Source organism: Rothia nasimurium (assembly GCF_928391935.1).
GTDB lineage: Bacteria > Actinomycetota > Actinomycetes > Actinomycetales > Micrococcaceae > Rothia > Rothia nasimurium_D.
This window is the reverse complement of the sequence record NZ_CAKMTD010000001.1, coordinates 64,739-76,908: the sequence shown is the minus strand read 5'-3', so window position 1 is coordinate 76,908 and position 12,170 is coordinate 64,739. Positions and strand designations below refer to the sequence as shown.

The window sequence follows — 12,170 nt, the reverse complement described above, 5'->3', positions numbered from 1 at the left end:
TTTGTTCTCTACTCCAAAGGAATACTGTGGAACCCGGTTCACCAGTCTTTATGCTTGCCCTGCTCGCCATCATGATGCTCGTCCTTATCGTGCTCCCAGCCAGGCGAGCAAAAAAGGCCCAGCAGCAGCTCCAGGAACGTCAGGACTCCATGGTGCCCGGCACCAAAGTCATGACTAACTTTGGTCTCTACGGCAGTATCGTCTCCATCAATAAGGAAGACACCACCGCCCAGCTAGAAATTGCTCCCGGCACCGTGGTGAAAGTCCACCTCATGACTGTCACTACCATCGAAGAAGGCCAGGACGCAGAGGCCGCCACCCCCGTCATCAACGGTGAGGTCGCGGAAGACCCCAAGAACTAAAGCCTAGGTGCGCCACCCATGCAGCTGGTGGCGCGCCTTTTCATGTTTACTACCATGTCACCCACCATGAGAAGGGTTACCCATGGCCTATAAAGCCCCGGTCACTAAAGCAAAGGGAGCACTCGTCTCCATGGCTGTAGTGATGCTTATCCTAGCCGGAGGTATCTTCGGCTCCACATTCGCCGGTGGAAACTGGCTCCCCAAGCTGGCTCTAGACCTCTCAGGCGGCACCCAGCTTATTCTTTCACCCCAGGTAAATGATGCTGGCGGGGGTCAAGTGACCTCCGAACAGCTCGACCAGGCCGTAGAAATTATCCGCCAACGAGTTGACGGCTCTGGCGTTGCTGAAGCTGAGGTCACCACCCAGTCAGGCAAAAACGTCGTCGTTTCAATCCCGGGAACCTTGAGCCCTGAAACTCGAGCTCTGATTCAGACTTCAGCCCAGATGAGCTTCCGAGCGGTCATTAACTCTGGCTCCCCGCAGGCTGTTACCGGTGACCAGGTAACACCTGACGACCAGTTGCCTCAGCCCACCGCTGACCCCACTGACGGTTCAGACTACAACTGGGTCACCCCGGAAATTTGGCGGGAATATGAGGCCCTGGACTGCACCAATCCCGCGAATGTCGCAATTGACGGCCAGGACCCTAACAGCGCCATCGTCGCCTGTGCATCCGATGGAACGGAAAAGTACATCCTGGGCCCCATTGAAATTTCAGGTACTGATATTGATACTGCCAGCCACTCCCAGGTTTCCAGTTCCACTGGTTACTCAACGGGCATGTGGGGCGTCAATATCGACTTCAATGACGCAGCCACCAAAACCTTCCAGGACGTCACGACCCGCCTGAACTCCATCCGTGGAGCCAACCCCAGCGACCCCCGCGCCCGTTTTGCCATCATGCTGGACGGGAAGGTTCTTTCCTCTCCCGTTACCCAGGCTGTGATTTCTGACGGCAAGCCACAGATCACCGGTAATTTCACCGAGCAGGAGGCCGCAAACCTCGCTGAACAGCTCAAATACGGGGCCCTACCTATCACCTTCTCGATCCAGTCAGAACAGCAGATTTCTGCAACCCTGGGTGCTGATCAGCTGAAGATGGGTCTGATTGCGGGTTTGATTGGCCTTTTGCTGGTCTTTATCTACTCCATCTTCCAGTACCGTCTGGTGGGCCTGGTTAATATCGTTTCGATTATCGTTGCTGGCCTCTTCTCTTACGGTGTTATCGTCCTTCTGGGTCAGGCAATGAACTACCGCCTGTCCCTGGCCGGTGTTGCCGGTCTGATTGTCTCCATTGGTTTGATGGCTGACTCCTTTATCGTTTACTTTGAACGAATCCGAGATGAAATCCGCACCGGCCGCACCATTCCTGCGGCAATCGATCACGGGTGGAAGCGGGCAAAACAGACTATTATCGCGTCGAAGGCTGTGAACCTCCTGGCAGCTGTCGTCCTGTATTTTGCATCTGTCGGTAACGTTCGCGGTTTTGCCTTTACGCTGGGGTTGACGGCAATTGCCGACCTCATCATCACCTTCCTCTTGATTCATCCCATGATGGTTCTGCTGGGTCAGCGTGAATACTTCAAGAACGGTGGTCGTTTCTCTGGCATGGATCCGGTAGCTCTTGGTTCCACCCCGCTGTACCGGGGAGCAGGCCGCGTCCGCACCCCTGAAGAGACTGAAGAGGTTATTAGCCTAGCCGAGAAGAAACGACGGGAACGTCTTGCAGCTGAACAGGCTGAACTCGCAGCTACTGCCTCACCCATCAACTTAGAGGAGGCCAACCGTGGCTAACGCATTAGCTCAATTTGGTAACGACCTACATTCAGGGCGGAAGTCCTTTGGGTTCGTCGCCCTCAGGGCCCGTCTTCTAAGTTTTGCCCTACTCCTGGTTGTCCTGGCTGTTCTTGTCCCGGTAGTCAAGGGTGGCTTTAACCTAGGCATTGAATTCCGGGGTGGCTCAGAATTTACCGTCTCCCAGGTGGCAAATGCTGATATTGCAGTCGGTGAAAAAGCCATTATTGAGGCTGCTCCTGAAGCGAGCGACGTCCGCGTCACCAATATCGCCGAAGGTACGATTCGTGCCCAGATGGGCCAGCTCAACGATGACCAGACCCTGGCTGTTGGCCAGGCCTTGCAGGATGCCTATGCAGTCACGGCAGACCAGGTGACTTCGTCCTTCGTTGGCCCCACCTGGGGTGCTGGTGTTACCCAGCAGGCACTCATTGGCCTGGTCTGGTTTATTGTGCTTGTCATGATTGGTATGGCCCTGTATTTCCGGACCTGGAAGATGTCAGTATCGGCTATTGCAGGTTTGCTGTTCACCATCATCACTACAGTGGGCCTGTATGCACTGGTTGGCTTCGAAATTACCCCCAGCGCAATTATTGGCTTCCTTACGGTGCTCAGCTACTCCCTGTACGATACCGTCGTTGTTTTTGACAAGATTCGGGAAAACACAGCCGGCCTTGCCAACCGGTATGATTCGACCTTCGGTGAACAGGTTAACCTTGCGGTCAACCAGACCCTGGTCCGCTCCATTAATACCTCTATCGTTGGCATCTTGCCGGTGGGCTCGATTCTTTTCATCGGTTCCCTGCTCCTGGGCGCCGGTACCTTGAAGGATCTCTCCCTGGCCCTTTTCGTCGGTATCATCATCGGCACCCTGGGTACTCTATTCGTAGCGGCTCCTGCCTACGCTGCCCTGCGTCTGGGGGAGAAGAATATCAAGGAGCACGAGGAGACAGTTGCCCGGTACCGTGCGGGCGAACTGGTGGATGAAACGAGTGAAGCTGAACAGCCCCAGGCCGTTCAGCCAGTGAGCATTCAGGTTAATCCTGTCAACCTTCAATAAATTCTGAATTCCGGTTCGGACGGACGCGGCGGTTGGGCTTAGTGCCTGAACCCGCCGCGTCTTTTGTTCTGTCAGACATATTGTCTTGTGCCTTCATTTATTTCATCTAAGATAAACCCAAAGCACATATATATGAGGATCGATTAAAGGGGACTGTCATGGACCGTACCGAGTTAGTAGCTGCTGAACGTGAGCAGGTTCCAACGCCTGGTCCTGTGCGGGGGTCGCACCGGGTAATGTCTGCATCAGGCCGAGTTCCCACCCGTCTTGTGTTTGGTCGAGAGACTCAGCAGGGACCTGCCCCCCGATTTTCTCCGGTGCTGGCACCAGTAATCCGGACTGTCAAGCGATATCACCCGGATGAGGACCTTGAGGTCCTGCAGCGGGCCTTTCAGGTGGCAAACAAATACCATAAGGGCCAGAAGCGCAAAAGCGGGGATCCCTATATCACCCACCCGGTAGCCGTCACGACGATTCTGGCTGAAATCGGAGCAACTGGTCCTGTGCTGGTTGCTGGTCTCTTGCACGATACGGTGGAGGACACCGAATACACCCAGGAGCAGCTGACCGCTGATTTCGGGGAAGAAGTTGCCCGCCTGGTTGATGGTGTCACCAAGCTAGATAAGGTCTCTTACGGGGAGAACGCCCCCATTGAGACGATTCGTAAGCTGGTTCTGTCGATGAGCAAGGATATCCGGGTCTTGCTGATCAAACTGGCTGACCGCCTCCATAATGCCCGCACCTGGCGGTTTGTTTCAGGTGCGTCAGCGGCAAAAAAGGCCGAGGAAACCCTGCAAATTTATGCCCCCCTGGCCCACCGCCTGGGTCTGAACACCATCAAGTGGGAGCTCGAGGACCTATCGTTCTCAGCTATGAGCCCCGATATTTATGCTGAAATCGTACGGATGGTGGGGGAGCGTTCGCCCAAGCTGGATAAATATCTAATTGAAGCTAAAACGGTCATACAAGATCGAATGGAATCCGTGGGCATTAAGGCTACGGTTACTGGCCGCCCCAAACACTACTATTCCATCCACCAGAAGATGAAGACCAAGGGCAAGGGCTTTGACGAGATCAACGATATCTTGGCCGTCCGTATCCTGGTGGATACTGAAGCTGAGTGCTACACAGCTTTGGGGCATGTCATGTCCCTATGGACGACAGTCCCTGGCCGTTTCAAGGACTACATTAAGCAGCCCAAAAATAACCATTACCAGTCTCTGCACCTGACGGTTGATGGCCCCGGTGGCTTGCCCCTGGAAATCCAGATTCGTACCTACTCGATGCATGAAGAGGCTGAGTACGGGGTTGCGGCCCACTGGCGGTACAAGGCAGCTTCTCGCGGGGAGAAGGTTGAGAACCCCGTTGCGAAGGAACCGGGTACCCAAACCTCGTCCTTCAATATCGGTATCCTGCAATCCATTTCGGAAATCTCTAGCTCCAACCCCGAATCTCAGCAGTTCTACGACCAGCTGGCTGAGACCCTGGAAACGGATGAGATTGTTGTCCTGACGCCTCAAGGAAAGCCAATTCCTTTGCCTACTGGGGCGACTCCGGTGGATTTTGCCTACGCGATTCATACCCAGGTAGGGGACCGGACTGTTGGCGCTAAGGTCAACGGTAAGCTGGTGCCCTTGCATACTGAGCTTGAAACCGGCTCCACGGTCGAGATCATGACGACCAAGGACGAGAACCACGCGCCGAGCGAGGACTGGCTCAAATTCGTCCGCACCTCCAAGGCCCGCACCAAGATCCGCCAGCATTATGCGAAGGGTCGTCGACTTGAGGCTGTTAATCGTGGCCGTGAACGGTTGACTAAGGCCATGCGTCAGCATGAGCTCCCCCTGACCAAGATGATGTCTCCTGAGCTGATGTTGCAGGTTGCCCAGGAGCTCCATAAGCATGATGTCGCAACCCTCTACCACGCCCTGGGCGAGAATGAGGTGGAGACCCAGACCGTCATTAACTCCCTCATCAGCCTCTACTATGGTGAGGAGGACGTTGATAACACCCTCGAAATTGATGCTTTTGACGCCTCTTTGCTCACCACCCGAAGCACGGTTGGGGATGACAACGGCGTGGTGGTACCCGGCGCTGAGGGTATTTTGACTAAAATTGCTCGCTGCTGCACGCCCGTCCCCCCAGATGACATCGTAGGCATTGTGACAAAGCTTCAAGGTATTTCTGTTCACCGAACCGACTGCACCAACGTTTTGAACCAACAGGACGACCCCCGCCAAACGACGGTTGCCTGGGCACCCCGAACGAACTCAACCTACAGGGTTTCTCTCCAGGTTGAAGGTATTGACCGAAAGGCGCTCTTGTCTGACACGATCCGGGTTATTTCAGAGGCCGGTTGCAATATTGTTGATGCTAAGGTCCACACCAGTGATGACAGGTTTGTTGTCAACCGGTATACGGTGGAGATTTCTGACCGTTTCATGCTGGAGCACCTGATTAACCAGATTCAAAATGTACCCGGAATTTTCCGGGCCTACAGGCTGACGGGGTCTAAGCCCCAGCAGGTCACCCAGTAGCCATTGACTAGCCCGGGTCCTTGATCGGCCCGGGCTGGTTCGTGTAGGGCATGACTCATGTTGCCTTGATGGTGGCGATATCCACCAGGAATTGGGCCCGCCGGTAGGCTGATTCTCTGACGGCGGGGGAGGTGGCAACAGCTTCTAAGAAGCTGGCTGGTGTGGCCCGGTTTCCGGGTGCGGTCAGAATGTTCACAATGGCATTGTTTGCATCGTCATCCTTGCAGTAGGTGACCAGGTCAAGGGCTGTTTTCAAGGGGGTAGTCAAGGAGATGGGGCCCAGGCTCATGGTGTCATGTGGGTTCAGGGTTGCAACGTGGGCCGCGAAGGACGACCGGTAGGTGCGGGGTATGTTGAGTCGGCGGTTGCGGTCATAGTCAACATCAACTCGTGTTTCTGGAAGGGTATCGAGGTAGCCAAGGATCCAGGCCGCAGCATGGCGCGAAAAACGGAGTCGGTACAGGTAGTCCGCTGGTGAAATGAGGGCCAGGCTTTGAGCCTTGAATAAAGGGGTGATCTGTGTTGTGCGGTGGGTATAGATACCGTGGTGGAGGTATACGAGATCGCCCCGGTACACCATGAGTTCCCACATGTTGGGTGGCACTGAGGCTGAATCTTCTGTGATGAAGCAGTTGGGTTCGTAGGCTGGCCCCAGCAGAGGTACCTGGCCGGGACCGAGGCCTGTTACTTCCGCCTGGAGGTGATATCGGTGGGGCGAGTCAGACTGTTTCTGGGCTGCAGCCTGAGGGGATTGCCCCGGTGATTGACGTGGATCTGGCTGCTGGAGGGGCAGCTCTGCGAGGTAATGTAAATTCTGCAATGTGACCATAACAACGTTTTACCAAAGATTCCCCCTTGTGCTTCTCCCATTTCTGAAATCTGTGGATAACCCTGACCCTTATCCACAAAAATCCCCCGGTTTCTGGTGAAACCGGGGGATTTTTGTCGTCATCAGGAGTCATTTTTCCCTGAATCCGAAAGGGAGCTCTCAATTAGGAGCTGAGTTCAGCAGATGAGGCCTTGAGGGTCTCCAGCCACTGCTTGCGGGCGTCCAGGGCTTCCTGGGCCTTCTTGATCTTGCCGGCGTTACCGCTTGCCTCAGCCTTGGCCAGGTCAGCTTCCAGGCCAGCAATGGCGTCTTCCAGCTGGGTCAGCATGGAGTTGGCGCGGGCCTTCTTTTCGGGGTCGGTCTTCTGCCACTTTGCGTTTTCGGCGCGGTGGATTTCGTCCTGAACCTTCCGCAGTTCCTGCTCGACGCGACGCACGGAGTTGCGGGGAACCCGTCCGATCTCTTCCCAGCGGTCCAGGATTCCCTCAAGGGCCTTCTTGGCTGCTGCAATGTCGGTGACGGGCAGAATGCCTCGGGCCTCTTCCAACAGGGCTTCCTTGGCAACCAGGTTGGCCTCGAATTCCTTGTCCAGTTCTGCGTTTACTGCGGTGCGGGCGTCGAAGAAGACGTCCTGAGCGGCGCGGAAACGGGCCCAGAGGGCGTCGTCTTCCTTGCGGGTGGAGCGGGGGGCTGCCTTCCACTGGTCCATCAGGTCGCGGTACTTGGCGGCGGTTGCGGCCCAGTCGGTGGAGTTCTGCAGGGACTCAGCCTCAGCGATTAGGGCTTCCTTAATACGCTTGGACTTGGCATTGTTCTCGTCCAGCTGGGAGAAGTGGGCCCGACGGCGGCGGTCAAAGGTGGTGCGTGCAGCGCGGAAACGCTTCCACAGCTCGTCCTCAATGCTCTTAGCCAGGTGACGCTCACGCTGGGTCTTCTTCCACTCCTCGAAGAGGTCGTTCATGCGGGCGTGGGAGTTCTTCCAGTGAATCTTAGCGTCGTCCTGGGCTGCGATCGTCTCAGCCTCAGAAACAATAGCCTCACGGGCGGCCAGGGCAGCTTCACGGGCTTCAGCTGATTCAGTTTTTTCGGCTTCTTCGCGTTCGTTGATCTTGCTGACGAGGGCAACCAGGCGCTCCTGCAGGGCAGCGTAGTCGCCCACCATGTTGCGTACAGCAACCTGCTGGCCCAGGTGGGCGGCAGCCTTCTGCAGGTCTGCGGCCTTGGCCTTGCGCTCTACTCGTTCCTCGAGCAGGGCAACCTGGGCTTCAATGTTTTCAAACTTGCGGGCAAAGTAGGCGAGGGCTTCGTCGGCGGAGGCGCCGGGGACCTGGCCTACAGCGTATTCCTCGCCGTCGACGATAACGAAAACGTGGCCGTCTTCGTCGACACGGCCGAACTGGCGTGCCTTGTCAAGATTGACGTTGAGGGTGTCGTCGGATTGTGTAGTCACCGCTATAACTCTTTTCGCGTCAGGTGTTGGGGGTTCTCCCCTTTAAGTAATGAAAAGCGCACCAAGGCTGGGCGTATCTGATAGGGCTGGTTGCCTTCTTTGGGTGGGGCAATAATCTATCGTGCTCAGTTGGTGCCCTCCTATCATACCGTTTTTTGTAGCTCGTGGGGTGTTTGGGTGGGGTGAACCCGGTGTGTGATGGGCTGTGTGGGTTGAAAAATTTTTGGCTGCCAGGGTGGGGCGGTAGAATAGCGGGGACTGTGCTTTATCTGAGGCACCCGTGACTGTTACTTATTTGATCTGGGGGAGCGTATGGCTCGCAAGCAATCTTTGTCTGGTTTTCCGGAGCACCTGCCGGAGGAGCGTCTGGTTGAGAATTACGTTCTAGATACCCTGCGGAAGACTTTTGAACTTCACGGTTTTTCGTCGATTGAGACTCGGTCGGTTGAAACGATTGAGCAGTTGCTCCGTAAGGGCGAGATTGATAAAGAGGTGTATGCGGTTTCCCGTCTGCTGGATGATGCGGACGAGGCCCGGGGCGGCAAGAAGGAAAAGCTGGCCCTGCACTTCGATCTGACCGTGCCCTTTGCCCGCTATGTGGTGGAGAACGCTGGGTACCTGTCCTTCCCCTTTATGCGCTATCAGATTCAGAAGGTCTGGCGCGGTGAGCGTCCCCAGGAGGGCCGGGCCCGTGAGTTCACCCAGGCGGACGTCGACGTCGTCGGCGACGGCGCCCTGCCCTTCCGCTATGACGTGGAGCTGGCCCTGGTGATTGTGGACGCCCTCTCCCAGCTTCCCATTCCTGAATTCAAGCTGCGGGTCAACAACCGCAAGCTGTCCGAGGGTTTCTACCTGGGCTTGGGTTTGACCGATACCGCTGGGGTGCTGCGTAACATCGACAAGTTGGAGAAGATTGGTCCGGACGCCGTTGCCCAGCTCCTTAAGGACGAGGTTGGCGCCACGGACGAGCAGGCTGCTGCCGCCCTGAAACTGGCCAGTATCCGCGCAGAAGATACCTCCTTTGCTGATCAGGTGCGGGCCCTGGGCGTCACCCACGAGCTGCTGGAGGAGGGCCTGGCTGAGCTGACCGAGGTCATCGGTGAGGCAGCCAAGCGGGCCCCCGGCAAGGTGGTTGCTGACCTTTCCATCGCCCGCGGCCTGGACTACTACACCGGTACCGTCTACGAAACCGTACTGGTGGGCCACGAACAGCTGGGTTCCATCTGCTCAGGTGGCCGCTATGAGTCCCTAGCCTTCAAGGGCAACAAGACCTACCCGGGCGTTGGCCTGTCCATCGGTGTGACCCGCCTGGTCGCCCGAATCCTGTCCCAGGGTTTTGCTGCCCCCACCCGTAAGGTGCCCACCGCCGTCCTGATTGCCCTGACCAACGACGAGATGTGGTCTGGCGCCCAGGACGTTGCCGACGCCCTGCGTGCCCGCGGTATTGCCTGTGAGGTATCAGCCAGCGCCGCCAAGTTCGGCAAGCAGATCAAGTACGCCGAAAAGCGCGGCATCCCCTTTGTCTGGTTCACTTCAGCAGGGGAGAACGGCCATCTGGCCCACGAGGTGAAGGACATCCGCAGCGGCGAACAGGTAGCCGCCGACCCGTCCTCCTGGGCTCCTCCGGCAGAAGATCTCACCGTTCGAATCCTGCCCACCGCCTAAAGGCGTCCAAAAACTCACACCCGGACCACCAGTTCTGCCCGGCAGAAACACGGTAAAATCGGGAACACCATGACGTACGGTGCCAGAGTAAGGCCCCGTATCCCATCGAAAGGAAATCAGTGCTACGCACTCATACCCTTGGCGAACTGACCGCTGAGAACATTGGAGAAACCGTCACCCTGGCTGGCTGGGTTGCCCGTCGCCGCGACCACGGTGGTGTTGCTTTCGTCGATCTGCGTGACCGCGAAGGCGTCACCCAGGTGGTCTTCCACAATGAGGCTGACTTCGAGCACCTGCGCAACGAATACGTCCTGCAGGTTGTAGGTGAAGTAACCCGCCGCCCCGAGGGCAATGAGAACCCGAACCTGACCACCGGCGAGGTGGAGGTCATGGTCAAGGAAACCAAGGTCCTGAATACTTCAGCGCCCCTGCCCTTCCAGATTGACGAGCACGTTGAGGTGGGCGAAGAAGCCCGTCTCAAGTATCGTTACCTCGACCTGCGTCGTCCCGAGCCTGCCCGCCTCATGCGCCTGCGCTCAGAGGCTAACCGGGCCGCCCGCGAGGTCCTGCACGGTCAGAACTTCACTGAGGTTGAGACCCCGACTCTGACCCGCTCCACCCCCGAAGGTGCTCGTGACTTCCTGGTTCCCGCCCGCCTGGCACCCGGCTCCTGGTACGCCCTGCCCCAGTCACCCCAGCTCTTCAAGCAGCTGCTGCAGGTGGGTGGCATTGAGAAGTACTACCAGATCGCCCGCTGCTACCGCGACGAGGACTTCCGCGCTGACCGTCAGCCCGAATTCACCCAGCTGGATATCGAGGCTTCCTTCGTTGACCAGGAAGACATCATCGACCTGGGCGAGCGTATCGTTGAGGCCGTCTGGAACCTGATTGACGTCAAGGTGCCCCGCCCCATCGAGCGTATTACCTACAAGGACGCCATGGAGAAGTACGGCTCTGACAAGCCCGACCTTCGCTTCGGCCTGGAGCTGACCGAGCTGACCGACTACTTTAAGGACACCACCTTCCGCGTCTTTAAGGCTCCTTACGTCGGTGCCGTTGTGATGCCCGGCGGCGCCTCCCAGGCCCGCCGCACCCTGGATGCCTGGCAGGAATGGGCCAAGCAGCGCGGTGCCAAGGGTCTTGCCTACGTCCTGATCCAGGAGGACGGCGAGCTGACCGGCCCCGTCGCCAAGAACATCACCGACGCTGAGCGTGAGGGCCTGGCTGAGGCAACTGGTGCCAAGCCCGGTGACTGCATCTTCTTCGCAGCCGGTGAGGCCAAGGCCTCCCGCGCCCTGCTGGGTGCTGCCCGCGTTGAGATTGGCCACCGTACCGGCCTGATTAAGGACGGCGACTGGTCCTTCGTCTGGGTTGTGGACGCCCCCATGTTCGAGTCAGCTGCTGACGCCACCGCGTCCGGCGACGTCGCCCTGGGCCACTCCGCCTGGACTGCCGTGCACCACGCCTTCACCTCACCCAAGCCTGAGTACCTGGACTCCTTCGACGAGAACCCCGGCGAGGCCCTGGCCTACGCCTACGACATCGTCTGCAACGGTAACGAAATCGGTGGCGGTTCAATCCGTATCCACCAGCGTGATGTGCAGGAACGTGTCTTCAAGGTCATGGGTATTACCGAGGAAGAGGCCCAGGAGAAGTTCGGCTTTCTGCTGGAGGCCTTCAGCTTCGGTGCGCCCCCCATGGGCGGTATTGCCTTCGGTTGGGACCGCGTCCTGCAGTTGATTGGCGGCACTGATTCTATCCGTGACGTCATTGCCTTCCCCAAGACCGGTGGCGGGTACGACCCGCTGACCGCAGCACCTGCACCTATCACTGCCCAGCAGCGTAAAGAAGCCGGTGTGGACTTCAAGCCCAAGAAGGACGGCGACAAGTAACCACCCCTTCCCGGTAGGTACCATCTAAATCAGAAATACCCACGAGGCTCGTGGGTATTTCTGATTTAGATGGTCTTTTCTGGTCTAGTTGGTAGGCTAGACAACAGGTTTCAGGTTCAAGATATCAGGAGCACCCATGCGCGCAGTTCTTCAACGGGTCACCTCAGCGTCCGTCACCGTGGACGGCGAAACGGTGGGGGCCATTGACCGGCCCGGCCTGCTGGTGCTGGTGGGTATAACCCATACTGACGGGCCCGCCCAGGTTGCCAAACTGGCAGAAAAGACCGCCAACCTGCGGCTCTTGCCGGGGGAGCGGTCGGTGCTGGACGAGGGGGCCCCGGTGCTGGCGGTGAGCCAGTTTACCCTCTACGGGGACGCCAAGCGGGGGCGGCGTCCGTCCTGGTCTGCGGCAGCCCCCGGCCCCGTGAGTGAGCCCCTCTTCAACGACTATGTGCAGGCCATGCGTGACTTGGGAGTTACCGTGGAAACAGGTAGGTTCGGCGCCAATATGCAGGTGAGCCTGACCAATGACGGTCCTGTCACCCTGATTCTCGATACCGATTCCCTCTAGCGTGGTGGC

9 protein-coding genes are annotated in these 12,170 nt (G+C 57.7%); 7 read left to right on the top strand and 2 right to left on the bottom strand.

Translation table 11 applies throughout. The features are described from left to right. The first annotated feature begins 26 nt into the window (after window positions 1-26). From yajC to L7A15_RS00320, 4 genes are all read left to right on the top strand, one after another. Window positions 27-362 carry a preprotein translocase subunit YajC gene (gene yajC, locus L7A15_RS00335; RefSeq protein ID WP_237201278.1) on the top strand — a complete coding sequence of 112 codons (336 nt, stop codon included), beginning with the start codon at window positions 27-29 and terminating at the stop codon, window positions 360-362. Window positions 363-444: 82 nt separating this feature from the next. Further along, a complete protein-coding gene (secD, locus tag L7A15_RS00330; protein WP_237207837.1) occupies window positions 445-2,157 on the top strand; it encodes a protein translocase subunit SecD in 1,713 nt (570 codons plus the stop codon). After that, window positions 2,150-3,217: a protein translocase subunit SecF gene (gene secF, locus L7A15_RS00325; protein ID WP_237207836.1), complete on the top strand. Its 1,068-nt coding sequence runs from the start codon at window positions 2,150-2,152 to the stop codon at window positions 3,215-3,217. The genes secD and secF overlap by 8 nt, the downstream gene beginning before the upstream one ends. Before the next feature lie 158 nt (window positions 3,218-3,375). Beyond that, window positions 3,376-5,754, top strand: coding sequence for a RelA/SpoT family protein (locus L7A15_RS00320; RefSeq protein ID WP_423817286.1), 2,379 nt, complete (start codon window positions 3,376-3,378; stop codon window positions 5,752-5,754). Window positions 5,755-5,809: 55 nt separating this feature from the next. On the opposite strand, the gene L7A15_RS00315 is transcribed toward L7A15_RS00320, so the two are convergent. Both L7A15_RS00315 and L7A15_RS00310 read right to left on the bottom strand, forming a co-directional pair. After that, on the bottom strand, window positions 5,810-6,358 hold the full coding sequence (locus tag L7A15_RS00315) for a type IV toxin-antitoxin system AbiEi family antitoxin (protein WP_237207834.1): 549 nt from the start codon (window positions 6,356-6,358) through the stop codon (window positions 5,810-5,812). 388 nt (window positions 6,359-6,746) lie between these two features. After that, window positions 6,747-8,033, bottom strand: a complete 1,287-nt coding sequence (locus L7A15_RS00310) for a DUF349 domain-containing protein (RefSeq protein WP_237188252.1) — start codon at window positions 8,031-8,033, stop codon at window positions 6,747-6,749. 312 nt (window positions 8,034-8,345) lie between these two features. Between L7A15_RS00310 and hisS the strand changes: the two genes are divergently transcribed. The 3 genes from hisS (at window position 8,346) to dtd (ending at window position 12,161) form a co-directional block, all read left to right on the top strand. After that, window positions 8,346-9,698 (top strand): histidine--tRNA ligase, encoded by a 1,353-nt coding sequence (hisS, locus tag L7A15_RS00305; RefSeq protein WP_237188251.1) that lies wholly within the window; start codon window positions 8,346-8,348, stop codon window positions 9,696-9,698. A 119-nt stretch (window positions 9,699-9,817) separates the two neighbouring features. Further along, the gene (gene aspS / locus L7A15_RS00300) at window positions 9,818-11,590 is read left to right on the top strand and encodes an aspartate--tRNA ligase (protein ID WP_237188250.1); all 1,773 of its coding nucleotides are present in this window, start codon (window positions 9,818-9,820) and stop codon (window positions 11,588-11,590) included. A gap of 136 nt (window positions 11,591-11,726) precedes the next feature. Then, window positions 11,727-12,161, top strand: coding sequence for a D-aminoacyl-tRNA deacylase (gene dtd / locus L7A15_RS00295; RefSeq protein ID WP_237207833.1), 435 nt, complete (start codon window positions 11,727-11,729; stop codon window positions 12,159-12,161). Window positions 12,162-12,170: the final 9 nt, after the last annotated feature.